The 24747-nt window shown below is 45.0% G+C and carries 24 protein-coding genes; 17 read left to right on the top strand and 7 right to left on the bottom strand.

Annotation, left to right across the window (positions count from 1 at the left end; genetic code table 11):
- The first annotated feature begins 160 nt into the window (after window positions 1-160).
- Window positions 161-2659: an EAL domain-containing protein gene (locus tag L3V35_RS24150; protein ID WP_237300779.1), complete on the top strand. Its 2499-nt coding sequence runs from the start codon at window positions 161-163 to the stop codon at window positions 2657-2659.
- 192 nt (window positions 2660-2851) lie between these two features.
- Window positions 2852-5332 (top strand): EAL domain-containing protein, encoded by a 2481-nt coding sequence (locus L3V35_RS24155; RefSeq protein ID WP_171313194.1) that lies wholly within the window; start codon window positions 2852-2854, stop codon window positions 5330-5332.
- 145 nt (window positions 5333-5477) lie between these two features.
- Here L3V35_RS24155 and L3V35_RS24160 read toward each other — a convergent pair whose 3' ends face one another.
- Window positions 5478-6074: a DTW domain-containing protein gene (locus L3V35_RS24160; protein WP_017083175.1), complete on the bottom strand. Its 597-nt coding sequence runs from the start codon at window positions 6072-6074 to the stop codon at window positions 5478-5480.
- Between the two features lie 2 nt (window positions 6075-6076).
- Window positions 6077-7621 (bottom strand): hypothetical protein, encoded by a 1545-nt coding sequence (locus L3V35_RS24165; protein ID WP_171313193.1) that lies wholly within the window; start codon window positions 7619-7621, stop codon window positions 6077-6079.
- 39 nt (window positions 7622-7660) lie between these two features.
- Between L3V35_RS24165 and L3V35_RS24170 the strand changes: the two genes are divergently transcribed.
- Window positions 7661-8128: an EVE domain-containing protein gene (locus L3V35_RS24170; protein WP_017096078.1), complete on the top strand. Its 468-nt coding sequence runs from the start codon at window positions 7661-7663 to the stop codon at window positions 8126-8128.
- Between the two features lie 82 nt (window positions 8129-8210).
- Here L3V35_RS24170 and L3V35_RS24175 read toward each other — a convergent pair whose 3' ends face one another.
- On the bottom strand, window positions 8211-9038 hold the full coding sequence (locus tag L3V35_RS24175; protein ID WP_004736606.1) for a Cof-type HAD-IIB family hydrolase: 828 nt from the start codon (window positions 9036-9038) through the stop codon (window positions 8211-8213).
- 223 nt (window positions 9039-9261) lie between these two features.
- Complete coding sequence (locus tag L3V35_RS24180; protein ID WP_237300780.1) at window positions 9262-10242, bottom strand: alpha/beta fold hydrolase; 981 nt, start codon at window positions 10240-10242, stop codon at window positions 9262-9264.
- Window positions 10243-10323: 81 nt separating this feature from the next.
- Between L3V35_RS24180 and rhtB the strand changes: the two genes are divergently transcribed.
- The 7 genes from rhtB (at window position 10324) to L3V35_RS24215 (ending at window position 16828) form a co-directional block, all read left to right on the top strand.
- The gene (gene rhtB, locus L3V35_RS24185; protein WP_004736604.1) at window positions 10324-10941 is read left to right on the top strand and encodes a homoserine/homoserine lactone efflux protein; all 618 of its coding nucleotides are present in this window, start codon (window positions 10324-10326) and stop codon (window positions 10939-10941) included.
- Between the two features lie 43 nt (window positions 10942-10984).
- The gene (locus L3V35_RS24190; protein WP_054548349.1) at window positions 10985-12205 is read left to right on the top strand and encodes an EAL and HDOD domain-containing protein; all 1221 of its coding nucleotides are present in this window, start codon (window positions 10985-10987) and stop codon (window positions 12203-12205) included.
- Window positions 12206-12304: 99 nt separating this feature from the next.
- Window positions 12305-12646 carry a metalloregulator ArsR/SmtB family transcription factor gene (locus L3V35_RS24195; protein WP_017104736.1) on the top strand — a complete coding sequence of 114 codons (342 nt, stop codon included), beginning with the start codon at window positions 12305-12307 and terminating at the stop codon, window positions 12644-12646.
- A gap of 41 nt (window positions 12647-12687) precedes the next feature.
- A complete protein-coding gene (locus L3V35_RS24200; protein ID WP_237300781.1) occupies window positions 12688-13689 on the top strand; it encodes an ArsJ-associated glyceraldehyde-3-phosphate dehydrogenase in 1002 nt (333 codons plus the stop codon).
- Window positions 13690-13847: 158 nt separating this feature from the next.
- Window positions 13848-14357: a cyclin-dependent kinase inhibitor 3 family protein gene (locus L3V35_RS24205; protein ID WP_065205731.1), complete on the top strand. Its 510-nt coding sequence runs from the start codon at window positions 13848-13850 to the stop codon at window positions 14355-14357.
- 97 nt (window positions 14358-14454) lie between these two features.
- Window positions 14455-15675, top strand: coding sequence for an organoarsenical effux MFS transporter ArsJ (gene arsJ / locus L3V35_RS24210; protein ID WP_237300782.1), 1221 nt, complete (start codon window positions 14455-14457; stop codon window positions 15673-15675).
- A 139-nt stretch (window positions 15676-15814) separates the two neighbouring features.
- Window positions 15815-16828: an acyltransferase gene (locus L3V35_RS24215; RefSeq protein ID WP_237300783.1), complete on the top strand. Its 1014-nt coding sequence runs from the start codon at window positions 15815-15817 to the stop codon at window positions 16826-16828.
- A gap of 59 nt (window positions 16829-16887) precedes the next feature.
- Here L3V35_RS24215 and L3V35_RS24220 read toward each other — a convergent pair whose 3' ends face one another.
- Complete coding sequence (locus L3V35_RS24220) at window positions 16888-17217, bottom strand: DUF2500 domain-containing protein (RefSeq protein WP_004736596.1); 330 nt, start codon at window positions 17215-17217, stop codon at window positions 16888-16890.
- 244 nt (window positions 17218-17461) lie between these two features.
- On the opposite strand from L3V35_RS24220, the gene L3V35_RS24225 reads away from it, so the two are divergent.
- The 4 genes from L3V35_RS24225 (at window position 17462) to L3V35_RS24240 (ending at window position 20511) form a co-directional block, all read left to right on the top strand.
- Window positions 17462-17836 carry a hypothetical protein gene (locus tag L3V35_RS24225; protein ID WP_004736595.1) on the top strand — a complete coding sequence of 125 codons (375 nt, stop codon included), beginning with the start codon at window positions 17462-17464 and terminating at the stop codon, window positions 17834-17836.
- Window positions 17837-18761: 925 nt separating this feature from the next.
- Complete coding sequence (locus L3V35_RS24230) at window positions 18762-19382, top strand: lysoplasmalogenase (RefSeq protein WP_237300784.1); 621 nt, start codon at window positions 18762-18764, stop codon at window positions 19380-19382.
- 90 nt (window positions 19383-19472) lie between these two features.
- A complete protein-coding gene (locus L3V35_RS24235) occupies window positions 19473-19709 on the top strand; it encodes a YecH family metal-binding protein (RefSeq protein ID WP_017063767.1) in 237 nt (78 codons plus the stop codon).
- A gap of 217 nt (window positions 19710-19926) precedes the next feature.
- Complete coding sequence (locus L3V35_RS24240) at window positions 19927-20511, top strand: YhgN family NAAT transporter (RefSeq protein WP_009848232.1); 585 nt, start codon at window positions 19927-19929, stop codon at window positions 20509-20511.
- 72 nt (window positions 20512-20583) lie between these two features.
- Here the strand turns inward: L3V35_RS24240 and L3V35_RS24245 are convergent, their stop codons facing one another.
- Window positions 20584-20850 (bottom strand): DUF1145 domain-containing protein, encoded by a 267-nt coding sequence (locus L3V35_RS24245; protein ID WP_004736590.1) that lies wholly within the window; start codon window positions 20848-20850, stop codon window positions 20584-20586.
- Window positions 20851-20860: 10 nt separating this feature from the next.
- Window positions 20861-21463, bottom strand: coding sequence for a 16S rRNA (guanine(966)-N(2))-methyltransferase RsmD (gene rsmD, locus L3V35_RS24250; RefSeq protein ID WP_004736589.1), 603 nt, complete (start codon window positions 21461-21463; stop codon window positions 20861-20863).
- Between the two features lie 230 nt (window positions 21464-21693).
- On the opposite strand from rsmD, the gene ftsY reads away from it, so the two are divergent.
- The 3 genes from ftsY (at window position 21694) to ftsX (ending at window position 24663) form a co-directional block, all read left to right on the top strand.
- On the top strand, window positions 21694-22953 hold the full coding sequence (gene ftsY / locus L3V35_RS24255; RefSeq protein WP_171330978.1) for a signal recognition particle-docking protein FtsY: 1260 nt from the start codon (window positions 21694-21696) through the stop codon (window positions 22951-22953).
- 77 nt (window positions 22954-23030) lie between these two features.
- Window positions 23031-23708, top strand: coding sequence for a cell division ATP-binding protein FtsE (ftsE, locus tag L3V35_RS24260; RefSeq protein ID WP_004736585.1), 678 nt, complete (start codon window positions 23031-23033; stop codon window positions 23706-23708).
- On the top strand, window positions 23695-24663 hold the full coding sequence (ftsX, locus tag L3V35_RS24265; protein WP_054548343.1) for a permease-like cell division protein FtsX: 969 nt from the start codon (window positions 23695-23697) through the stop codon (window positions 24661-24663). The genes ftsE and ftsX overlap by 14 nt, the downstream gene beginning before the upstream one ends.
- Window positions 24664-24747 lie beyond the last annotated feature (84 nt).

A 24747-nucleotide genomic window follows, 5' to 3' on the forward strand; every position in this document is an offset into this window, starting at 1 on the left:
AAGCTTATTGTGTCGCATTTATGATATTGAATTGTTACATTAGTCGCAATTAAATGCCTGTTTAGGCTAGGATAATTGGCGACTACTTTTTATCGATTCATTTCAGTCATAGCAGTGGTTGCGGGTTCTTCACTTCACTCTATTTCGATCAAGGGTTGGCATGCAAACATTTACATTTCTCGCAAATACTGAGGAGCTATTTAAATCTCAATTTGATCAGCGAGAGTGGTGTGACAGCAAACAATATCTTATTCAACTTTTCTCTACCCAATCTTCTGATATGGCTCGTCGAATCGCGAGTGTTGCTCTCAATCGCCTAAGAAATGCCACCTTAATTGGCCAGAGTGCTCGTCATGTTATCTGTGACAATTGTCTTGAGAGTCGTTGTACCTTAATCATTATCAGTGAGTTTAATGAAACCCGTTTAACCTCCGCGGTTCAGCCTTTTACAGGCAACCCAAACCAAGACAGCCAAGAGCTCGCTTCTCAACTAGATCTCTCGAAAGATGCGAAAACGGTCATCAGCCTATGCGATCAGGTTGAAGGTCGTGATTACCCTATCTATAGCGCCTTTGAAAACCTACCCTATACATTGCCTGTTGCTGGTGGCTTGTGTCATGAGAATGAATACGGGCGTTGGGTTATGCATAATGAACAGACCTACCAACACGCTTGTGTGGCGGTGGCTCTGACTAACCCCAGATTGAAGGTTTGGTCAGATGCCTATTCTGAGTGGAACCCGATCGGGATGAAGCTACGAGTCACACATGCAGTCGGAAATCGCTTATACGCGTTGAACGACAAGCCGGCTATCGACGTATTCAAACATTATCTTGCTGATGGTAAAGATCTCCCTTTCAGTCAGCTGATGAGCTTTCCGCTTTATCGAGAGCTTGGCAGAAAGAAGGGCATATCGACACCGCTGCGCATTAATGATGATGGCAGTATCGAGTTTGATAGTCCTTGGCATGTCGGCGAAGAGGCACAGTTTTGTTATAACCATCCTTCTTTGACCGCAGAAAAAGTGCGTCACGGCGCTGAGATGCTTGCCATGCATCAGCCGGAATCGGTGATCATCTATAACTGCGTCTCTCGACTTGAATTCATCGACAGTAAACTTGAGCTCAAGCCATTTGAGGGGGTAGTAAACGCGTGCGGCGCATACTGCATGGGCGAGCTATACCGCAACGACGATCGCCAAGAGATACTGCATCACAGCCTCACCTATATTGCGATGAGAGAGTCGGACGAGATTAATGAGTTTCGTTGTGAAGATTTCCAGCGTGACTCAACGGTATCGCCACTGCTTAATCTCGTCAGAAATGCAGTGGCTGATCTCGACAGTATGAACACGCAGATGGAGAAAAAACTTCATCAACAGGCGCGTCGTTTAACCGAAAGCTACCGTATTGATTCTCGCACCGGGCTACCCAACCGTATCGTATTAAAAGAGCGCCTCAATACGATTCTCTTCAGTGAGCACTTACTGACGTTAAAGCTGACTAATTTCCATCAAGTTAACGAGAAGTATGGTTACCAAGTGGGTGACCAGTTGTTACTTGATTTATCTAATCATTTTGTCGAGCGATTACACCTTAGTGTGGCTAAGGAAGCTCAGGTGAAAGTAGAGCTGTTCAGCATTGGTGTCGGTGAATGGGCGATCATTTTTAACGCCAATGTTGGCTGCGATAAGATAGAGCAACGTTTCGTTGAGTTTGCTGATGATATTGAGCACATCAATTTTGAGCCGTATGGCTTGGCTGATATTGATTATCTGTCAGTTTCTCTGTGTGGCGGCTTCGCTAGTCGTTGCGACTTCCTAACTGATAGTGGTGATGAGATCTTATTGAAAGCGATCGAAGCTCGACGTTATGGGGTCAGGAATAACACTCACATCACCAATGCTAAAGACATTCAGGTGAGTGAAGAAGATCGTAAAGAGCAACTCGGCTGGCTGAGCTGTGTAAGTCGTGCGATTTTAGATCAGAACATCATCACTTATTCCCAGCCAATTGTGGCGTCCGGTACTCACGAAATGATTGGCCAAGAGTGCTTGGTCAGAATCATGGAGTCAGACGGTACCATTGTGCCACCAGGTAAGTTCTTACCTATCATTGCCGACACGCACCTTTACACTCGCCTCAGCCGACACATGATTAAGAACACCATAGGTTATATGGCGGATAAGCAAAGCTCATTTTCTATCAATCTATCCCCACAAGATTTGTTGAGCGACAAGACGCTTGAGGTACTCGAGACCGCCATCAGTGCTATGAACGATCCCACTCGACTTGGCCTAGAGGTTCTTGAGTCTGAGCAGATTAAAGATTACGGTCGTATGATTGAGGTGTGTGATCACTTCCGTGCTCTTGGGGCGAGAATCATTGTTGATGACTTTGGGTCTGGCTATTCCAATATTGATGAGATCATTAAGCTTGAGCCGCAGATTATCAAGCTCGACGGTAGTCTGATTCGCAACATCGACAAAGACCAAAAACAAAGAAATATCGCCTCTCAGTTGGTTCGCTTATGCCAGGTGTTTAATGCGCAAACCGTCGCTGAATTTGTCCATAACCAACAGGTTTGTGAGATAGCAGAGCAAATGGGTGTCGATTATCTGCAGGGTTACTACTTTGGTGAGCCTAAGCGACTGTTTTAGTTGTTAAAGCTTTCCGTATCCTATTGTGACTTGCTTTAAAAAGTGTTCTGCCGCTATTGGTGACTGTTTTGGGTGGAATCAATGATGTCTAACTAACGTCACATTATTTATAAGACGATCGTAAGTATTCCGTGCAAGCCTTATCTATAATAAGCACAATAACCAATCATTAACGTAACGATTAATGTGAATATGCAATCGACCTCTCTCCTGATACAAGATATAAAGCAAACCCAGCGTGAATTGCAAAAGATAGATTTTCATCAACATGAAGACCTACTGATTCAGGTGTTTTCTTCTTTCGAGAAAGGTTCGGTTTTGGCTGCCTGCCAAGTGATTCAAGCGACTTTCCCTAATGCTAGGCTGATTGGCTGTAGTGCAAACCACTACATCAGCCAAGGCGTCATCCTGCATCAAGGTCTCTATCTTATTGTCACTCGCTTCGATGCGACCTCTTACACTTGTGGCGTTGTCGAATACAGCAAGCAACCACTATTAGATAGTCAATCGATGTGGCAGCAGCTTGAGTGTAATACCAATACTCAAAATATCATCTGTTTCGCCGATCGCTTGCAGATAAACAACCGCGACTTATTTTCAGCGTTTGAACAATCGAGATATTCATTGCCTATTTGTGGCGGTGCATCGACCATCACAGATAATGGGCGATGGGTAATGCTAGACGGCATTTGCTATGAGAATGCTTATGTGATGTTGGCGTTGCACAGTGTCGAGCTCGTAACCACCAAGGGTTATTACACCGAGTGGAACCCTATTGGCCGCACCTTTCGTGTCACTGGTGCTCAAGATAACCGGTTGGCTGAATTGGATGGTATGCCTGTTCGCGATCTTTATAATCGCTACCTTGCTGATGGCCTCGAAGTACCTTTCGAGCAACTGCATAATTTCCCCTTGATGGTCGGCGACCCGAAAGAGCAAAATATTCATTTGCCACTCAAGGTGAGAGAATGTGGAGAGATAGAATTTAGTGGTCATTTTCAGATTGGTGATGAGGTCAGGTTTTGTTACGACCATCCTTCACTGACCTTGGAGCAGATCCGACTCGGTGTACAACAGATTGCCTCTCATAAACCGGAGCAGTTTTTTATCTACAACTGCACCTCTCGTATCGATTTTATTGATGGTAACCAAGAAGTAGAGGTCTTCCAGACGCTCGCAGACACCTATGGAGTGTACTGCATGGGAGAACTCTATCAAGATCGTGGCCAACAACGAATCCTGCATCATAGCCTCACTTATCTCGCGCTTAGAGAAGGTGAAGGCAAGGCTGTACAGCCATTAGAGACACAACCCACGACCAACATATCGCCTCTGTTTTCATTGATTCGAAATGCACTGCTTGATGTTGATGACATGAACAATAGCATGGCGAGTAAGATTCAGCAGCAAGCGACTGCATTGACGGCGAGCTACCGAATTGATCGTCGCACTGGGTTACCCAATAGAAGTGTACTGCGTGAGAAGCTGTCACAAATGAGCTCTGACAGTCATTTGTTGGCTTTGAAGGTCACCACATTTGGTCAAATCAATGAGAAGTATGGTTATCGAGTAGGTGACAAACTTCTGCATGATCTGAGTGAGTACTTTCAGAAAGCACTGTGGCAGTTTTTTGATGAGGGTTGCCAGCTCTACAGTATTGGTATTGGTGAGTGGGCGGTGGTGTTTGATAGTTGGGCCAGCCAAGAACACATTCATCAGCGTTTCTCTGAATTTTCAGACCAAACCGAGCATGTCAATTTTGAGCCGATGGGGCTACCCGATATCGATTATCTTTCGGTTTCAATCTGTGCGGGTGTCGCGAGTCGTCGAGATTTTCCAGCGACCTCGATTGATGACTTGTTACTGAAAGCGATTGAAGCTCGACGCAGTGCGGTGAGCCAGAATAAACATTTGGTGAGTGCCAAGACGTTAATTCAACTCGAGAAGCATCGCCAAGAGCAACTCGGCTGGCTGTCGTGTGTGAGCCGCGCAGTGCTCAATCAAAATATTGTTGCGTGCTCTCAACCTATTGTATCGGCGCATAGCCACCAGGTAGAAAGCTATGAGTGCTTAGTTCGAATTGAAGAGGACGGTCAGTTGATTGCGCCGGGTAAGTTCTTGCCGATCATTGAGGGAACTCATCTCTATACGCGTTTAAGTCGCCAGATGATAACGCGCACCTTTGATTTTATGAGCCAGCGAACCGATTCGTTCTCAATTAACTTGGCGCCACAAGATTTCAGCAATGAGAAAACCATTCTTCACCTTGAACAAGCCATCAAAAAAATCAGTCACCCACAGCGTATTGGTTTAGAAGTGTTGGAAACCGAGCAAATTCAGGATTACGGCCGCTTGATCGAGGTGTGTAATCACTTCCGCGATCTTGGTGTGAATATTATTGTCGATGACTTTGGCTCAGGCTATTCGAACATTGATGAGATATTGAAACTGGAACCACAAGTGATAAAGCTTGATGGCAGTTTAATTCGCAATATCGATAAGGATAAAAAGCAACGCAAAATAGCCCAACAGCTGGTGAGCTTATGTCAGATTCTGAATGCTAAGACGGTGGCGGAGTTCGTTCATAATGAGCAGGTGTGTCGTATTGCTGAAGACATGGGTGTCGATTACCTGCAAGGGTATTACTTTGGTCAACCTCAGCGTTTGTTTTGATGGAGCGAGCGTTTCACGTGAAACACTGGTTGGTTCAATAACGAAAGTACGATGTAAAAAGGGTGAGCTTATGGCTCACCCTTTTGTTTTTAGTATCAGTCCCGTCCTGAAATGTGCATATTACTTTCCCGCTCACCTGCTTGATCTATTTGAGGGCGTGGCCACATTTGTCGGCGTGGAATACTTTAAGATACTGTTGGTAGTAGTCATTAATCAGTTTGGCAGGTTCGCTTTCACCTAAAGATTTGAGTAACTCAATACCCACTTCGCAAGTACACAGATGGCCACTGTCTTGATTGCGGCGCAAGGTGTAAGAGGATTCGCTGGTGATGTCGAGGTGAACTTGTGGGATAGCTTGTAACCACGAGCTCTTGTTAAGCATCTTCTTCGCTTCTTGCCATGTGCCATCCAAGATAATGAATAGCGGTTTTCGACTCATGGCTTGGGTCATCACTGCTTGCTGACACTCGATACTTTGATCACTCGGGAATAAAAGAAACGGTTGTCGTGTTTCATCTTCAAGCAGTGCCACTAGCTCAGCTGGTGGTGTTTTCCTTTGCCATATCAAGGACTGACACTGCTCAAGGGATTGCTGAAGCAACTTTCCGGTGTTGGTGTCTCGCGACAGTTCATTCTCATGAGTCAGTAGTACAAGTTCGGTTTGGCTTTCAACCGTCGGTATTAGATGACAAACGCACTGGTGAGTGAAGCCACAACCATGGCAAGCTTGTTGGTTACTCATCTTTACAGCTTAACTCCACTTTGTGCAGGTGATACACCATCAGCAAACAAAACCACGTCGCTGATATCAGCATCATCTGCAACTGGAGCGACACTTGGGTTGAGTGGGTAGCTCACACCAGAGTATGACAGTGTGTGTTTTGCAGGTGTTGCTCCGCCGCCACTGACATTGAAGATCAGATCCTGCCAGCCGTGGTTTTGCGATTTACCTAAGCGTATGTCGCCCTTAACCAGTGTCACTCGGCTATTGAAGCGCCAGTTATCTTGATGGTTTTCGAAAATCAGCAGTGTACAGCCACCAGAACCACACCAATCGAGCTGGGCAAACAGTTCTTCTTTACCATCGCCATTTAAGTCGTAGGTTAACCAGCGGTACTTAGTATTGTCTGGTGAGGTGTTATTGATCTTAAAGTATTCGCGGATCGCTTGGTCGACTTTTTGATCAAATTGATCGCTGGAGTTCACCTGCTTTGCGGTTAGATCAACGTTAGCGGTGGTGTTGACTTGCGCTTGTGCACTCTTAGCTTCGAATAGCACCAGACCGCCATTGGCAATCGGGTAGACAACGTTGCCCACTTTTTCTTTTTCAGCGACCAGCTTGCCGTTATCGAGCGTGAAGATGCGCTCAGAGATCAAATACTGTTGCTGGTGGCGAGTCATAACCACTTGTACCTGATTTTGGTTCAGTTGCTGCCAGAAGCCTTGCTCAACAATAGAAGGGTCTCCATTGCTGTACGAGTATGTCGTAATGGCGCTGTGGTCATCGTTGAGCTCAAGGTTGATAGAGAATCCAGTGTTCTGCGTTGAGCTAGCGAAGTAGAGCCCGCTCCAGTCCAATGTTGGATCTTGGTTAGAGACCGTTGCACAGCCATTATAGTTACTGTCATTGAGGTTAAGCTTGGCATGCCATCCATAGATAGAATCGCTCATGCCGTCGCTGCAACTCTCTTTTGTAAGGTTGAGTTTGCCTTGCGCTGCTTTACCTTCTAATTGGTAATCACGACTGCTTGGTGTGGTGCGGCTTGATTCAATATCTAGGATCTGTGGCTGTTCGCCCATCTTAGTGTATTTGAGCTGGTCTTTATCGAAGCTTGCTGACCAGAAAGGTTCATTGCCGAATACACGTGTTGAACGCAGGAGTTGGTCACAACGATCAGGGTTTTCTGCGGTGAGGATATTCACTTGATCAACCACGAAACGTGCCGTGAAATCTGCGTTATACCCTGTTTGGCTCGGTACGGTTAGATGACCAATCAGCTCGCCGTATAAGGCTTGGTAAGGTCTCGTTGAGAGCCCTTGCGCTTCTAATGCGAGTTCTGGCGTTAAATCTAACCAGTATTGTTGTTGGCTACCGCAAGGGGTGAAGGTTCGGCTTTCATGGCCAACCACTACCTGACCACGCATGATGAAGGTTTGCGGTTGAATGCTCAGTGGCTCATCCAAGGTTGCTGGAGGCAGTTCAGGTTGTTGCGGCGTATCAGGTGCCGTAACACAGCCTTGTAGAGCGAATGCGACTAGCCATGTCACTGGGTTTTTCATTACCTTCATGTTATATCTTCCTCGGAGCAACCGTTAATTGGATTTATTATGGCATATTGGTTATTTAAAACAGAACCCGACACCTTCTCTATTCAGACTCTGAGAGTACAAAAAACCTCTTGTTGGGAGGGTGTACGCAACTATCAGGCTCGAAACATGATGCGCGATGACGTTAAGCTTGGAGACCTGGTGATGATATACCATTCATCATGTAAGAAAGTTGGCGTAGCGGGGATCGCTAAAGTAACCAGAGAAGCCTACCCAGACCATTTTCAATTCGATCCAGAAAGTGATTACTACGATGCCAAGTCTTCGCCAGACAACCCGCGCTGGATAATGGTGGATGTCGAGTTTGTGCGAGTGACTGAGCGCTTAATTCCTTTGGCAACGCTTAAAGCGATGCCTGAGCTAGCAGAAATGCCGTTGGTTAAACGGGGCAATCGCTTATCCATCATGCCAGTTACAGAGCAAGAGTGGCAGGCGATCTTAAGCAAAGAAGTGCTAGGTTCTCGTTAGCGTTAGAGAGAGCTTTTTACGTAAGGTTCAAAAAAGGCAGCCATTGGCTGCCTTTTTATTTATTCAGATCTCTTCGACGAGATTAGAGCAGGTGCTTTTCTAGGTAGTGAGCAACGGCGTCGTCTGCGCTGCTGCCAATCACTTCATTGTCTGGTAAAGCTTTAAATACTTTCTCATGCGATGTACCCATCACTAAGCCTTTGCCTGCCATAGCCAGCATCTCGGCATCGTTCATTCCGTCACCAAAGGCAACACAGTTATCCAGTGTCAGGTTCAGTGATTTCGCAACAGCGTCTAGGGCGTGGCCTTTAGAGACTTCAGCGGCCATCACTTCCAGACACCAAGGTGTAGAGAAGGCGATGTTCAGTTTGTCGCCAAAAGCATCTCTTAGCTTTTGTTCAAACGTGACGAGATATTCGTGGTCCTGCTCTGGGTGAGTGAAAAAGACTTTCGCAATACCTTCGCTTGGTGCATTTTCTGCTTCAAAGCGCTTGTAGCTAAAGCCAGACTCACTGTGGAATTTTGCCAGCATTTCGTCTTCACGGTCCAGTAGCCAATCTTCATTCTGGTACATGTGAATAAAGAGATTTGGGTCTTGGCGAACAATATCGATAACAGGTTGAACGAGTTCCTGAGGCACGTTCTGGCTATACATCAGTTGATCGTTCTGGTCATGCACGCGTGCACCGTTTGAAGTGATCATGTACGCCGGAATACCTGCGATCTGACGAATACCCGCCACATCGACGTGGTGACGACCCGTAGCGAAGATAAAGGTATAACCTTGGTCGTGTAATTTCTTAAGTGTTAGCTTGGTAAAGTCGCTTAGCTGATGGTTGGGAGCCAAAAGCGTACCATCTAAATCAGAAGCAACAATTTTCACGGAATCTTTTAGTGCAGGAATACTCATTTAACCCTCATTGCAAAAATGCTTAACCAATATCGACGCTAGCCAACGCTAGAATCGTTTTAACTACAATATCTCTAGGTAGAAATTGTATGCCAATTTCATGCAAGAAAAGAGGGCAAAGCTCACTTACTTCTCTTCCTCTTTAGCGCTTATGTTCTTGGTCGGTTACTCAGCTTATTCGCTTATTCGCTTATTCGTTTATTAGCTTATTAGTTTATTAGCTCTAGGCAAAAAACTGATTGATAGCATTCAGTGTTTGATTGCGATATTCGTCTTTCTCAAACAACACCTCATGCTTAGACCCTTCAATGGCCTTAAACTGGCAGGCTGAGTTGGTTTTCTTCAGTTTATTGATGAACTTCACTTGAGCGCTGTTGCTGACAATCTTCTCCTCCCCAGCTTGAATCAATAGCAGTGGGATCTTGATTTGACGAGTTTGTTGTATCGCCTGCTTGGCTGCCATTAACCCTTGCCATACCCAGCGAGTGCTTGGTCCACCAACCTGCAAAGAAGGGGAGCCGTCATACAAGCAACGGAACCAGTGATAGCGTACTTTGCTGTGGCTGAGTAAGTTATTTTCGAAGGGCTTAGAGTAGTACGCTTGCTGCCCCGGGGCATAAGTCGGCTTAGCATAGAAAGCGGTGAGTACTTGTCCAACAACCATCGCGATGGGCTTGAAGTACCATTCAGTCTTAATCCCAAACATCGGAGCGCACAGAGTAACTTTGTCAAACGGGTGATCGGGATGAGTTTGTAGATAGCGAGTGGCTATGGTGCTGCCCATTGAGTGTGCCAGTAGGTAGCGATTGGCGTATCGGCTTAGGTCAAAACTGGCAATGACGTCAGACATGTCTGAGGCGTAATCATCAAACTCATGAATGTGACCAATGTCAGAGTCTGTTACCATACGTTCCGACTGGCCTTGACCTTGGTGGTCAAATGAATAAACGTCATAGCCTTGCTGATAAAAATCATAAAAGAGCTCTTGGTATTTCAAGCAACACTCAATGCGGCCATTTGAAATAACAATGGCTTTGGTGTGCGTTGGTGAGGTTAGGCTACACCAGTACAGCTTCTTTTTACCTGATGATGTGACATACCCATCTTCACGTTGTTGCCAAAGGGCAGGGATCGGGTGTTTAATCGCTTGCTCGAACTCAGGTTCTTGCGTGTACGAAAATGGGGCGGCACTGTGGTTTTCCATGGGAAATTACCTGAACTGATGCATGTGAGAGCTTTATCGCTACTAATGTTGTTAGATTAAAGAACTAGTAAGGAAATGCAAATGGATACTCATGTTTGGCTTGCTTATGTCGTCACGGCGATATTGTTTAGTTTGGCTCCGGGCTCAGGTACCGTTAACTCAATCAGCAATGGGCTAAGTTATGGCACCAAGAAGTCACTTGCGTCTATCGCCGGCTTACAGCTCGGTCTTGCATTCCACATCATGCTGGTGGGTGCAGGTATTGGTGCTCTGGTGGCTCAATCTGCGTTGGCGTTCACCATCATCAAATGGGTAGGTGTGGTTTACCTTGTTTGGTTGGGTATTCAAAAATGGCGTGATAATTCTAGCTTGGTGGCTTCAGAAGAAAGCTCAACGCTATCGAGTGGTAAGCTGCTTAGAAATGCCGTGCTTATCAATCTAACTAACCCAAAATCTATCGTGTTTTTGGTGGCTCTGTTTCCTCAATTTATCGATCCTACACAACCGCAAGCACCGCAGTTATTAGTGTTAGGAGTTACAACAGTATTCATTGATAGTGTTGTTATGTTGGGCTACACCTCATTAGCTTCACAAATGGGACGTTTTATTCGTTCTGATCGTATAATGAGTAAGATAAATAAAATATTTGGTGGTATGTTCATGGGTTGCGGTGCCTTGCTTGCTGCCGCTAAAGCTTAGTAAAGCAATACAGTTATAGATGAATCAATAGAGTTATAGATAAATGACCGCTACCTACGTTGCTCGACAACCTATCTTAAACCGTAACAAGAACACGCTTGGTTATGAGCTGTTGTTTCGCGACGGAGAAAGGAATGCCTACCCAGCGCATATTGAGTCTAATCGAGCAACGTACCGTCTGATTGTTGAGAACTTCTTATCGGTTGGGCATAACCCTTCGATTCCGTCTTCGCGCTGTTTTATTAATTTCCCTCATCAAAGCTTGATTCGTCGGCTTCCTTTAGGCTTGCCGAAAGACAAGGTTGTGGTCGAGATTCTTGAAACCTGCCAACCGACGGATGAGCTGTTAGAGGCGGTCAAAGAGCTCTATCAAGCGGGGTACATGATTGCCCTAGATGACTTTACCTCTACGCCAGAATGGGAACGATTCCTTAAATACACGCATATTGTTAAGCTCGATATCATGCAAATGGGCTTGAATGAAGCGTGTGATTTGGTAAGAGCTCATCAAGGGAAGAAGTTTAGCTTTCTGGCTGAAAGAGTCGAAACTGAGCAAGAGTTTAAGCAAGCGAAAGAGGCGGGTTTTAAGTTCTTCCAAGGGTACTTCTTCAGCAAACCTGAAATCATCAAGACCAAGTACATTAGCCCTGAGCAAGTAATTGCTATGGAGCTGTTTCAAGAAGTGTGTAAGCCGGAAGTCAACTTTCAACGTGTCGAAAGCATCGTCGCGAAAGATGTTGCCTTGTCGTATAAGTTACTGCGTTTTGTGAATACCATGTCACCTCGTCTTGAGGTCACCATCTCTTCGTTCCGTCAGGCTTTGGTTTATCTGGGGCAAGAGAAGCTGAAAATGTTTGTCTCGTTGGCGGTGGCGTCTTATGTCTCTGATAAGAAGCCAAAAGAGCTATATGGCTTATCGCTTCAGCGAGCTCAGTTCTGCCAACGTATGTCTCGTTATCAGGCATTTGAAGGGCATGCCGAGCAAGCCTTTATGATTGGTTTGTTCTCATTGCTTGATGCGCTGCTCGACTTGTCGTTAGAGAATTTAGTTGAGCAACTGCCCTTGTGTAAAAGTATCAAGGTGGCTCTGCTACGTAGAGAAGGGCCATATGGAACCTTGCTGGCCCTTGAAGAAAGCTTTGAACATGCCGATTGGCAGCAAATGGATGAGCACTGTGCTCATTTAGGATTGAGTGTGGAACAGGTTAAAACTGAGCTCACCGAAGCTCGACGCTGGAGTCATAACGTAACCAATCAGCTCTGATTTATCTTCGTTAAACTTTTATGACAATTATAACGCACGCCTTGACGTGCGTTTTTTTACATCTATCATATATGCATATCCATATATGAGTATATAGTTATGCTTCCTCACCAATTTTTTAAATTACTGTCCGATGAAACGCGAGTGCGTTGCTTAATGTTGATAGTGCGCAATGAGTGCTTGTCTGTTGGTGAGCTCACTCAGGCATTGCAAGAAAGTCAGCCAAAGGTTTCACGCCACCTTGCGCAGTTGCGTTCAAACGGCATTTTGACTGATGTTCGCCAAGGACAATGGGTGTTTTACCGCCTGTCACAAGATTTACCAGGTTGGATGCTAAAGTTAATTGACGACCTTATCGCATCGAACTGTTTGAAAACTGAATACCAGCAAGATATTGAGCGCTTAGAAGCCATGACTTCACGCCCTCAATGTTGCGTTTAATTTAATATTTTTAGATTCACCACGAGCTGAGAGAACAGAAAATGACAGTCAAAGTAGGTATTAATGGTTTTGGTCGTATCGGCCGTTTAGCACTTCGCGCAGCGTTTGATTGGGCGGAAATCGAGTTTGTACAGATTAACGATGTGGCTGGCGACACCGCGACATTGGCTCACCTTCTTGAGTTCGATTCGGTTCAAGGTCGCTGGAACCACGCAGTGAATGTTGAAGGCGATGAGATGATCGTCAATGGACAGCGTATCAAGACGACTCAAGAACGCGATATTGATGCTGTTGATTGGTCAGGTTGTGATGTTGTTCTTGAAGCTACCGGTGTTCACCGTAAGGCACCTTTCCTAAATAAATACCTTGAGCAAGGTGTGAAGCGCGTTGTGGTATCGGCGCCAGTGAAAGAAGAAGGCATTGCAAACATCGTTGTCGGTGTGAACGACAATATCTTCGACCCAGCTGTACATAAAATCGTAACCGCAGCATCTTGTACAACCAACTGTCTCGCGCCAGTGGTTAAAGTGATCAACGAGAAGCTGGGTATCGAAAATGCAGCTTTCACCACTATTCACGATCTAACCAATACGCAAACTATTCTTGATGCGCCCCATAAAGATTTACGTCGTGCTCGTGCATGTGGCATGAGCCTTATTCCGACAACAACGGGCAGTGCTAAAGCGATTGTTGAGATCTTCCCTGAGCTTGAAAACCGCATCAATGGCCACGCGGTTCGTGTACCACTAGCTAATGCGTCTCTAACTGACATTATCTTTGAAGTGAAGCAAGACACCACGGCAGAAGAAGTCAACGCGATGCTGAAAGAAGCGTCTGAGAACGAACTAAAAGGCATTCTTGGTTTTGAAGAGCGTCCACTGGTTTCTATCGATTACAAAGGCGACCAACGTTCAACCATCGTAGATGCACTCTCAACCATGTTAGTGGGTAAGCGCATGGTTAAGATCTACGCTTGGTACGACAACGAGATGGGTTACGCGACACGTACGGCAGAGCTAGTACGTACAGTTGGCCTAGCTTAATACTCTTCATACTTGAAGCTGCAAGCGTTGTTAACTGCGTAAGTTCACCCTAATCACATAGAACCCCTATGCTCATAGGGCTGAACTTACTGGTTGCCTAGCTGCAACTCCAATTATTTTGAGTATCGGTCTATATACAAAAGAATTTTAAGAGATTGATGACGATGACGAATTCTCAAGTACACCCAACATGGCAACTAGATCTAGAAACTGGTGCGTTAGTGCTTACTCCGTGCCCAGGTACTAAAGACACTGACCTAGATGCATCGTTAACGCAACTGAAAGCACAAGGCGTTGAAGCTATCGTGACAGCACTTGATGATCATGAGCTTGCAAGCAAAGACGTGGCGACACTTGGCGAGAAAGCGCAAGCACTAGGCATGCAATGGTTCCAGATAGAGATTGAAGACGACTGCGCGCCAGGCGCTGATTTTACTGCGAAATGGCAAGCGGCTAGCCCTGCGTTGCATCAAGTGGTTGATAACGGCGGCAAGGTTGCGATGCATTGCATGGGCGGTTCTGGCCGCACGGGCTTACTAGCTGCACACCTATTGCTAGAAAAGAACTGGGACATGAGCAAGATTATTCAAGAGGTACAGGCACTGCGTCCGGGTGCATTTACTAAGCCCATTCAGGTTGAATACATTAATGGTGTAGCGAACAGCTAATAAGCCATTGTTGTTATACAAGGAGCTTTTGGTATCTGGAGTGTTGAACTTATCATGATCCAAAAGCTCTTTTTGTTTAGATTGCAGAGATAGCGTTATGTTTTCAAATCTAAGTAAGAGCGTTCGCCAATACATGTTGGTGACTTTCAACTACTGGAACTTCACCATTACTGATGGTGCACTTCGTATGCTGGTGGTTCTGTATTTTTACGACCTTGGCTACAGTTCACTAGAAATCGCCTCACTGTTCCTTTTCTATGAATTCTTTGGTGTGGTGACTAACCTAATTGGTGGTTGGTTAGGGGCGCGTCTTGGCCTCAATAAGACCATGAACATCGGCTTAGGGATGCAAGTTGTTGCCTTGGGTATGCTCGCGGTGCCAAGCGCAATGTTGACTATTCCTTGGGTCATGGCGGCGCAGGCGTTGTCTGGTATCGCTAAAGATCTCAATAAGATGAGTGCCAAGAGCTCAATTAAGACTTTGTTACCTGATGAACAGCAGGGTGTGCTTTATAAGTGGATTGCGATTCTGACCGGATCTAAGAATGCACTGAAAGGTGCTGGGTTCTTTATCGGTGGCTTACTGCTTTCGACGATTGGTTTCCAATACGCAGTGCTAGCGATGGCTGCTGTGCTGACATTGGTGTTCATTGGCAGTTTGGTGAGCTTAGAAGCCGATATGGGCAAAGCGAAAACCAAACCTAAGTTTAAACAAATCTTCTCTAAGTCTGAATCCATCAATATCTTGTCGGCTGCGCGTATGTTCCTGTTTGGTGCTCGTGATGTGTGGTTTGTGATTGCTTTGCCGATTTATCTAGGCAGTGTGTTTGGTTGGGATCACTCATGGGTGGGTGGTTTCTTAGCAGCTTGGACAATTGCTTATGGCTTTGTACAGGGCATAGCGCCGAAGATTACCGGTAAAGCCCAAGGCAAGGTGCCAGATGGCCATGCTGCGCTGTTATGGGCGGGTGCATTGGCTATTGTGACTGCCGGTATTGCCTATGCGGTGCAAATTGGCTGGCAACCAGAGCTAGTTATCATCGGTGGTTTGATGGTGTTTGGTGCCATCTTCGCGGTGAATTCATCGCTGCACTCATACCTTATTGTGAGTTATGCGAAAGGCGATGGGGTGTCTCTTGATGTCGGTTTTTACTACATGGCAAACGCGATGGGTCGCTTGATTGGCACGATATTGTCGGGCTTGGTATTCCAAATGATCGGTTTGTCTGCGTGTCTGTGGGTATCTTTTGCGTTCTTAGCGATAACGACGGTGATCTCTCTGCGTTTACCTAAAGTGCCGCAAATCTCAGCAGCATAAGCTTCAGCCGCACGAACTAAATTCACACGAGCTAAATTCGCGATAAGCCTCTCCTTTAACACTAAGCTGACTTGGTATTTATTCCGGTCAGCTTTTTTATTGCTATAGTAGAATGATTGAATATTAATCAGGCATTTACATGAAGCAGCGAATTCTTTTTTTTGATTTAGCACGATGTGTCGCGGCCATAGCAGTTATCGCGATTCATGTTTTGGCGCCTTATCGTAATGAATTAGGCAACATTCCTTTCGGTGAGTGGCTGACCGCCATTACGGTGAACGGTTTCAGTCGTTGGGCGGTGCCGGTGTTCATCTTGATTTCTGGTGCTCTGATGCTGAGTGATCAGCGCCCGTTTGACGCCAAGTACTACCTCAAGCGTCGTCTGGGTAAGGTGCTGATCCCTTTCATTGTCTGGTCGCTTTTCTATACCTACCTATCGGGTTGGTCGGTCATGGGCTTCGATGCTGCCGTCAGTTGGGATGTGCTACTCAATAGCTATCATCACTATACCTACTATCACCTTGGCTTCTTTTATTACTTCATCCCACTCTACTTTGTGATTCCTTTTTTACAGATCATGGTCAGAAAGTACGGTGATAGATCTGTCTATGCCTTTACGGCGGTATGGTTGTTCACTACGTTATTGTTCTTATTGAAAATCGATGGCCCTTGGAGTCACGAATTGTGGTTGTATACCGGTTACTTACCATTGGGTTACTTGCTGTATAAGATTGTGCCACTTAACAAGATGACAGTTGGCGTGAGTGTGTTACTGGGTGGGCTAGCGTTACTAACCACGGTTTACATGGTGGTTGATGCAAGTTTGGTGACAGAAGAGTACACGGTAGGGCGCTGGCTATCTTACAAAACGTTGAATACCGTATTAGCAGCGAGCATGGTGTTCATGGTATGTCGTTATTATGGTGAAGGCTTGTCTGAGAAGAGCAATCAAGTGGTTGGTTTTATCAGTAAACACAGCTTAGGTATTTATCTGCTGCACCCGATTTTCTTGTGGCCAATGAAAGAGTTCGGTTGGTACCAAGGACACCCTGCTTGGGTTATTCCATTATGGGTCGTGATCAGCGGAGCTGGCGCGTTATGGATGAGCTGGTTGGTCTCTAAGTCAGAGAGAACGCGTTGGTTATTGCCTTAGCGGTAGGGGCTAAGGCTTTTTGATGGGTTGCTTAGAGGAGACAGTTGAGGCGGCTAGGGTTAGCGCTTCAACGCAAAGTGTAAGAACTTATCGCCTTGGTAGGTTAAGGTTCCTTTGTCGCCAGGGTTAAGGGCGTGGAAGTAGTGGATGCCGACTTGGAATTCTCGTTTTGGACCAACGACACCACGTTGAACGTAAATCCAGTACTCTTGATCTTCTTGGCCTGGTTCTGCATCAGGAAGGTCGATGGATTGTTTGTCTAATACCGTGACATTCACTTTCTTTTCTGGCGCATTTTCACCTTGCGAGTGTTTTCGATAGAAACCAATAAATACCCAAGCCGCTAGACCAGCAAGTGCAAAGATGGCAAAAAAGAGTGAATTAGGCATATAACCTCCATGTAGTCGTGATGGTTATTCTAGTCTTTCAAGCAATAGGGATATGTGTTTAAAGCTGTTATTCGTGAACTGTTGTAAGCCAAGCTGATTATTTTTCGGCAGACATCACATTTAGTGGCTTGTTTGGGATAAAGCATTGTTATTTATTGTCTCTTTCTCACGTAAATATCAGTAAATTTGTATAAAAATAAGGGAATGCTCGACTAGAATTATAGTGTGGAGTGGGAGGGCCAAGATGACCGATATTGAAAAAGTGGTGACAAGAACTCGCAATATAGAGAAGTTATTGAGGCTTCAATATCATGCCGAAGGCGAAGGATTGCATGAGCTTGTAACAAGCTGTGAAGAAAGGCTACCGCACGATATGGTGAGCAAGCTGCGTTATATCGCAACGTGTCGTAATAAGGTAGTCAATGAACATGAGGCTAAGTTGGAAGACCAACATAAGTTCATCATGATGTGTAACGACTGTGAGAAGGAGCTGACTCCACGTAGTGGTCGCTTTATCTGGCGAGTTGCGATCTTACTGATGATGGCAATGACTTTAGCAGCCGCGGGTTTCTATTATGCGAACTGGGATGTGCTAACACTGCATCTGTTTTCGAAGTGAAAAAATTGAACAAAAAAAGGGACGCTCATGGCGTCCCTTTTTTTATTTGTAACTTGCTTAGTACATCATCGGTAGTGTCATTAGACCTACAACTACCGCGATCATTACAAGTCCTTGTCTTTGCGAAGATGAAATCATAACACTACTCCTAAATTTGGTTGTCTCTCGCTATGTTTTAAAGAATAGCTCACTTATAGGTTTAGATCAAGAATTACTTTCGAAAGCCCCAAAAGTAGTAGAAAACTATTAGTTTTTGGCTTGTTTGACTCTGTTTAACTGTGTGTTTTGGTGTGTTCTTATTTTGTTCGTTGTGATTCATGTTTGTTCTTATTTGTTTTAAGTTGCTGTTTTATAATGGTTGTTATGTGTAATTTATATTGTTAAAGGTTGTTAAACTGTATTAATAGGGGTTGGTGGTGGTGAGGTTTGATTTGGTTTTGTTTTTGGGTTTTTAGCTCGATTTTGGTGGTTGTTTTGACACGAGGCTTGGGAAATTCTGACAATTCAAGGTATGAGGAAAACAAGTTTCTCACTTTACAAACCTAGAGTTGCCTGGGGTTTTTATTCGCTAGTTAACTCTGATTTTTTGTTTTTAAGTATTTGTTTTTAATAATTTTTGGTTGGATATTTTTTAACTTTTAACTATGATTTTTGGCGGTATTTAGTGGTTTATCGGGATTTCAATGATCGAGAAGTGCCGAAAATTGAAAGCTGAGTCGTGTAACGCCGTTTTAAAGGGGTTTTACGGCGAATCGCTTTAGTTTTAAACGAATCACCGCTATCTCCGCGTAATTGTCATGGCTTTAACTGAAAGGGACTCTTTTTAGTGGAAGCGTAATCAAGATCCAATTTTGAGGGGCTGAGGCTTTACATCAACACTCGTGTGCCTAGACTGGCGACGTTTTAAAGCAATAGGGCAATGGGTATGTGGAGTTGGTTAGCGGTTTCTTTATCTGGTATCGGAGCGATAGCAGGGACGAAACATGGACATATCGGTCAGGCCTTAGTGTACAAGGTGTTTACCTTTGTTTTGTTGGCGGTAGTGGCGGTCACTCAATCGATCGTTGCTGAATATACTTATTGGATTGTCGCTGGCTTAGCTATCTCGGCTGTGGCTGATGTTCTACATACGGTGACTCAAAAACGACCACTTCATTTTGTCTGTTTTTTATTGGCTCAACTTTGTTATAGCAAGGCATTTTGGTTACAGCTCTCAGGAGAGATGGTTTGGTGGTTGTTTGCATTATTGTTGGCTGCCTGCGTTGTCGCTTTCTTCTTACTTCTTCCGCGCCTAGATAGATTGGTTTTTCCCGTGGTCATTATGGGCATTGTGCTTATCCAGCTGGCTTGGGCCTCTGGTGAGGTTTGGCTGCTTGAGCCTCAGCTATCACACGCGGTTGGTTTTGCTGGCTGTAGCGTGCTGCTGCTTTCTGCACTGGCGTATGCTCTCAATTGCTATCGTAGTCCAATCAAGGGCGCTTATCTTTGGGTGACGGGCAGTTACTTTCTCGCACACGCTCTCATTGTTGCTTCCCTTACCATTTAGGGTAGAGCTAGCTTAATTCTGAGCTACATCAAGGCAGCTCAGATGAAAGTAGGTACTCTACGTCTACTTCATTAAACATGAGATAGAGTTATGACTACCGAAATTCATGCACACAATGTTTTAAACCTACTGAGTGAAAAGCCCCTGACCCGTGAAGAGTTGACGCAAGAGCTCGCTCAAACTTACGGCGCAGAAGCTCGCTTCCATACGTGTAAGCTAAATGGTCTGGATTTGGAAGGCCTGCTGAAATTTTTCCTCAAGATGGAAAAGGTAGTAGTTGTTGATGACAAACTTTGCACCAATCGCGAACGCGTGTGTAACCACTAATCTCGAGTAACAACTGGTTTTTTGAGCCCTTTGACTTTTATATAAGAAGAGTGGATGCGATGTTTCGGCTCCACTCTTTAAATTATCTCTTCTAGCTTTCTATCTGCTCTCGCAAAATTCCCTTCTAATTACGTAAATTAATCCTTTTATTACTGCGTTCGAAAATCAATGTTGAGGCTGCTATACTCCGCGCACTTACGCTTTTCGAGACAAACTTATGGAAATTTTATCTGCAGCGACCATGCTGTTTCTTATTATGGATCCGCTTGGCAATCTACCAATCGTGCTCTCTATCCTTAAGCATATTGATCCGAAACGTCGCCGTATTGTTCTTGTTCGTGAACTGATGTTTGCGCTGATTATCCTACTGTTGTTCTTGTTTGCTGGCCAAAGCATTATGAACTTCTTGCACGTGCAACCTGAAACCTTGAGTATCTCTGGTGGTATTATTCTGTTCATCATCGCGATTAAGATGATTTTCCCAAGTGCAGGCAGTATTACTGGTCTAGCGGCGGGTGAAGAACCATTTATTGTGCCGATGGCGATCCCAATGATTGCTGGCCCTTCAGTGATTGCGGCATTGATTCTGTTGTCGACACAGCACCCTGACAACATGTTAGAGCTGTCAGGTGCGGTGATGCTGGCTTGGGGCGCGACCTTCTTTATTTTGATGTTTAATGGCTTCTTCCTACGAGTACTGGGTGAGAGAGGCCTTAAAGCCATCGAACGCTTGATGGGCTTGTTACTGGTTATGCTGTCGACGCAAATGTTCCTAGATGGCGTAAAGGGCTACATGGGGTAACATCAGTATCAACGATGAATAAAAAAACGCCGCTCAAATGAGCGGCGCTTTTGTATCTGAGCTTAAGTTTTATTACATCATGTGTTTACGTCGGATATCGAGGAGGGCAAAGACTCCGAAAATCAATATTGACCACTTCTCCCAACGTGACATTTCGATCTTATCGCCAAAAGCACCGATGAAAATCAGCATCTGCAGGCCGTGCATGAAGAACAAGAATGCTGTCATGATATAAAGCGCAATCGCAGCATTACCTGGGAATGGGTAGAAAATATTTACGATTAAGATAAACCAAACAAAGGCGATGGCTACTTTTGCTAGTGGAAGTAAGAACTTCATTCAATAACTCCTATTCTTCAGTGGTTCGATTAAACAGTCGGTAGCTAGACTGGCCAGTGGTCTTATCGCGATGTAATTCCCAGTTCTCTGGCATAGCCTCAAGCTGCAGCTCTTTTTCTGTCTCTACGTAAATGATGGCGTTGTCTGCCAACCAGCCATTGCTCTCAAGCAGTTGTACAGTTTCTGCAAGTAAGCCTTTACGAAATGGTGGATCTAGGAAAACCATATCGTAAGGAGTACCTGGTTTCTTAAGGAAAGAGATAGCATCAGTATTCACGACATTGATGTTGTCTGCCTTGAGCTCTTTCGCGTTATCAGAAAGCTGTTTGGCTGCCTTTTGATTCATTTCGAGCAGTGTCACCATTTTTGCTTGGCGAGAAGCTGCTTCAAAACCTAGACCGCCAGAACCGGCAAATACATCCAAGCAAGTTGAATGTGGGATATCTTGAGCCACCCAGTTAAAGAGTGTCTCTTTTACTCGGTCAATGGTTGGGCGTAATCCTTCTAAATCATGAACAGGCAGTTTTCTACCTCTCCATGAGCCACTAATAATTCGAACAAAGCCTCCGGATGGCTTTTTTTGTGATGTGTTTTGCTGGCGACGTCTTACCATAGATTTTTTGACCGCTAATAAAGTGATACTATACCGAGCCCAATTTAAGTGGGTTCGAGTATTAAATAAATTTGCAATGACAAAGTGTATCAAGCTAAAAGCAAACTTATCACTGCTTTGTCATTTTTCTTTACTATTCGTTTGTACAAGCTTGTATTGTATAACAATAGCAAAGAGTCGACGTGTATTAAGTCAATACAGCTAATTAGTAGATCTAGGAAACTCCTCTGATGACGGAAAAAAAGAAGCGCGGATTATTATCGTGGCTTGGTTTTGGTGACGAAGAACAAAGCCCAAAAACTCAGAATGAAGCGAACGTAGAAAACGTTGAAGATCAAACTGAAGTTGAATCACAAGTCGAGGTTGAACAAGCCGAGTCTGAACTAGAGGTAACTACGCCAGTTGAATCTAAGCCAGTTGATTCAGAGCAAGCGCTTGAAGAGATTCAGCAAGAGCAGCAGCCTGTCGTAGCAGAAGCAGAAGCAGAAGCAGAAGCAGAAGCAGAAGCAGAACAGGAAGAAGTTGCTGTTCCTCAAGCTCAGGTTGAAGAAGTTCAAGATAAGCCGACAGAAAGCTTCTTTGCGCGCCTTAAGCGTAGCCTTAGCCGTACTAAAGCAAACATCGGTGCTGGCTTCTTTGGCTTGTTCAAGGGTAAACAAATCGATGAAGACCTGTTTGAAGAACTAGAAGAGCAACTTCTGATTGCAGACGTGGGTATGAATACCACCGTTAAGATCATTGAAAATCTGACAGAAAAAGCATCTCGCAATGACCTAAAAGACGGTGAAGCTCTATATGGTCTGCTCAAAGAAGAGATGGCAGATATCTTAAGCCAAGTGGAACAGCCACTGGTTGTTGATACGACTAAAACACCTTACGTTATTTTAATGGTTGGTGTGAACGGTGTTGGTAAGACAACCACCATCGGTAAGCTGGCTAAACAATTCCAAAGTGAAGGCAAGAAAGTGATGTTGGCGGCGGGTGATACCTTCCGTGCGGCAGCGGTTGAACAACTTCAGGTTTGGGGCCAACGTAATAATGTTCCTGTGATCGCTCAGCACACAGGTGCCGATAGCGCGTCTGTTATCTACGATGCCATTGAAGCGGCGAAAGCGCGTGGTGTTGATGTTGTTATTGCTGATACTGCAGGTCGTTTGCAGAACAAGAGCAACTTGATGGAAGAGCTGCGTAAGATTGTTCGTGTAATGAAGAAGATTGATGACTCTGCACCGCACGAAATCATGTTAACGCTAGATGCAGGTACCGGTCAGAATGCTATCAGCCAAGCGAAGCTGTTCAGTGACGTGGCACCAGTAACGGGTATTACGCTCACTAAGCTAGATGGTACGGCGAAAGGCGGCGTGATTTTCTCAATTGCTGACCAGTTCCAGATTCCAATCCGCTACATTGGTGTGGGTGAAGGCATTGATGACCTGCGTCCATTTGAGTCTAAAGACTTTATTGAAGCACTATTTAGCCGCGAAGAGTAACGCGAGTAGCAAAGTGGTTTATCCTTAACCTGCTACCGTTTTAAATTTGATATGAGTGATCGTAAGAGGAATTTTCGGTGATCAAATTTCAGCAAGTGAGCAAAGCCTACCGAGGCGGACGACAAGCGCTCCAAAAAGTGGACTTTCACCTTAAACGTGGAGAGATGGCTTTTTTGGGTGGACACTCTGGCGCTGGTAAAAGTACCTTGCTGAAGTTGATCTGCGCCATCGAGCGTCCAACTGACGGACGTGTTTGGTTTAACGATCACGATATCACTCGTATTCCAGCTAAAGACATTCCCTTCTTACGTCGTAACATCGGGATTGTCTTTCAAGACCATCGCCTACTGATGGATCGCTCTATCTTTGATAACGTCGCACTGCCTATGCGTATTGAATCTATTTCTGAAAATGAAATAAAACGCCGAGTCAGTGCTGCGTTGGATAAAACCGGCTTACTAGACAAAGCCCGTTGTTTGCCAAGCCAGCTTTCTGGTGGTGAGCAGCAACGCGTGGGTATCGCTCGCGCTGTGGTTAACCGTCCAACTCTGCTTTTAGCGGATGAGCCGACCGGTAACCTCGACCCTGAATTATCTAACCGTGTATTACGTTTGTTTGAAGAGTTCAACCGCGCGGGTGTTACGATCATCCTAGCGACGCACGATATCGGGTTAGTGAACACTCGCCCTCAGTACCGTCATCTTGAGTTAAACCAAGGCTTTTTGAGTGAGGTTGAAGACTATGGCCGCGAATAAGCGCATCAAGAAACCTCAATCCAATCGAGCAGCAAACCGGGCTTCAAGCGACGGTTTCTTTGTTGTTCATTGGAAACAAGCTAAGTCATCGTTCTCGCAAATGTGGCAACGTCCGTTGGGCAACTTGTTGACCCTTGCGGTGATCTCAATGGCTTTGGCGATGCCAGCTTGTTTGTACCTACTGGGTAAGAATGTTGGTGAAGTGGCTCAAGATGTCACCAGCCCGTCACAAATAAGTGCTTACGTAGAGGATGGCATTCCTGAGCCGAGAGTAATGGTGCTTAAGGATGAAATTGAAAGTTGGGATCAAGTCGAACTGGTGGAATACATTTCACCGCAACAAGGGCTTGCGGATCTAAGCCAGTATTCTGGTTTTGAAGATGCCCTGACTATCCTAGATGATTATTCATTGCCAGGTGTGTTGGTGATTACGCCAAGCGTGCACAGTGATGTCTTAATCAAAGAATTAGCAAGCAAGGTTAAAAAGCAAGAGCTAGTGACCGATGTTCGTTTAGACGAAGATTGGTTAGCTCGATTAGATGCGATCAAAGCATTAGCAGCGGTCATCGTTATTACCCTAACGGTATTGATGTTGGGCGCGGTATTTTTGATTATTGGCAATACATTACGCTTTAATGTGTTGGCGCATAAAGACGAGATTCAAACCATGAAGCTGATTGGTGCCACCGACAGCTACATTCTTCGACCATACCTTTATGCTGGGATGTGGTTTGGCGTTTTAGGTTCGATTAGTGCTTGGGTTATGACGGCATTGATTACCGTATTGCTCAACAGTGCAGTGGATGATTTGGCTCAACTTTATGATAGCCATTTCCGTTTGATTGGCCTGAGTTGGGATGAATCTTTATTACTTTTGATCGTCGGAACCCTGCTTGGTAGTGTGGCTGCGAAGCTTTCTGCACAGCGTCACCTAAAAGAAATTGAACCAGTTTAGGTGAATAGAGTCATATTTATACGAAAAATAGGCAGTTCTTAACCAGTTTTTGCCTTGTATAGACGAATTGATTATGCATAATTA

The organism is Vibrio sp. L5-1, assembly GCF_021728315.1.
GTDB classification, from domain to species: domain Bacteria; phylum Pseudomonadota; class Gammaproteobacteria; order Enterobacterales; family Vibrionaceae; genus Vibrio; species Vibrio splendidus_K.

Bases quoted from the DNA above. Each gene is read 5' to 3' on its own strand.
- L3V35_RS24190 (WP_054548349.1), top strand. From the start codon at position 10,985: ATGACCGCTACCTACGTTGCTCGACAACCTATCTTAAACCGTAACAAG.
- rhtB (WP_004736604.1), top strand. From the start codon at position 10,324: ATGGATACTCATGTTTGGCTTGCTTATGTCGTCACGGCGATATTGTTT.
- L3V35_RS24180 (WP_237300780.1), bottom strand. From the start codon at position 10,242: ATGGAAAACCACAGTGCCGCCCCATTTTCGTACACGCAAGAACCTGAG.
- arsJ (WP_237300782.1), top strand. From the start codon at position 14,455: ATGTTTTCAAATCTAAGTAAGAGCGTTCGCCAATACATGTTGGTGACT.
- L3V35_RS24165 (WP_171313193.1), bottom strand. From the start codon at position 7,621: ATGAAGGTAATGAAAAACCCAGTGACATGGCTAGTCGCATTCGCTCTA.
- L3V35_RS24195 (WP_017104736.1), top strand. From the start codon at position 12,305: ATGCTTCCTCACCAATTTTTTAAATTACTGTCCGATGAAACGCGAGTG.
- L3V35_RS24200 (WP_237300781.1), top strand. From the start codon at position 12,688: ATGACAGTCAAAGTAGGTATTAATGGTTTTGGTCGTATCGGCCGTTTA.
- L3V35_RS24170 (WP_017096078.1), top strand. From the start codon at position 7,661: ATGGCATATTGGTTATTTAAAACAGAACCCGACACCTTCTCTATTCAG.
- L3V35_RS24175 (WP_004736606.1), bottom strand. From the start codon at position 9,038: ATGAGTATTCCTGCACTAAAAGATTCCGTGAAAATTGTTGCTTCTGAT.
- L3V35_RS24150 (WP_237300779.1), top strand. From the start codon at position 161: ATGCAAACATTTACATTTCTCGCAAATACTGAGGAGCTATTTAAATCT.
- L3V35_RS24155 (WP_171313194.1), top strand. From the start codon at position 2,852: ATGCAATCGACCTCTCTCCTGATACAAGATATAAAGCAAACCCAGCGT.
- L3V35_RS24245 (WP_004736590.1), bottom strand. From the start codon at position 20,850: ATGAAGTTCTTACTTCCACTAGCAAAAGTAGCCATCGCCTTTGTTTGG.
- L3V35_RS24230 (WP_237300784.1), top strand. From the start codon at position 18,762: ATGTGGAGTTGGTTAGCGGTTTCTTTATCTGGTATCGGAGCGATAGCA.
- ftsX (WP_054548343.1), top strand. From the start codon at position 23,695: ATGGCCGCGAATAAGCGCATCAAGAAACCTCAATCCAATCGAGCAGCA.
- L3V35_RS24220 (WP_004736596.1), bottom strand. From the start codon at position 17,217: ATGCCTAATTCACTCTTTTTTGCCATCTTTGCACTTGCTGGTCTAGCG.
- L3V35_RS24215 (WP_237300783.1), top strand. From the start codon at position 15,815: ATGAAGCAGCGAATTCTTTTTTTTGATTTAGCACGATGTGTCGCGGCC.
- rsmD (WP_004736589.1), bottom strand. From the start codon at position 21,463: ATGGTAAGACGTCGCCAGCAAAACACATCACAAAAAAAGCCATCCGGA.
- L3V35_RS24160 (WP_017083175.1), bottom strand. From the start codon at position 6,074: ATGAGTAACCAACAAGCTTGCCATGGTTGTGGCTTCACTCACCAGTGC.
- L3V35_RS24235 (WP_017063767.1), top strand. From the start codon at position 19,473: ATGACTACCGAAATTCATGCACACAATGTTTTAAACCTACTGAGTGAA.
- L3V35_RS24205 (WP_065205731.1), top strand. From the start codon at position 13,848: ATGACGATGACGAATTCTCAAGTACACCCAACATGGCAACTAGATCTA.
- L3V35_RS24240 (WP_009848232.1), top strand. From the start codon at position 19,927: ATGGAAATTTTATCTGCAGCGACCATGCTGTTTCTTATTATGGATCCG.
- L3V35_RS24225 (WP_004736595.1), top strand. From the start codon at position 17,462: ATGACCGATATTGAAAAAGTGGTGACAAGAACTCGCAATATAGAGAAG.
- ftsY (WP_171330978.1), top strand. From the start codon at position 21,694: ATGACGGAAAAAAAGAAGCGCGGATTATTATCGTGGCTTGGTTTTGGT.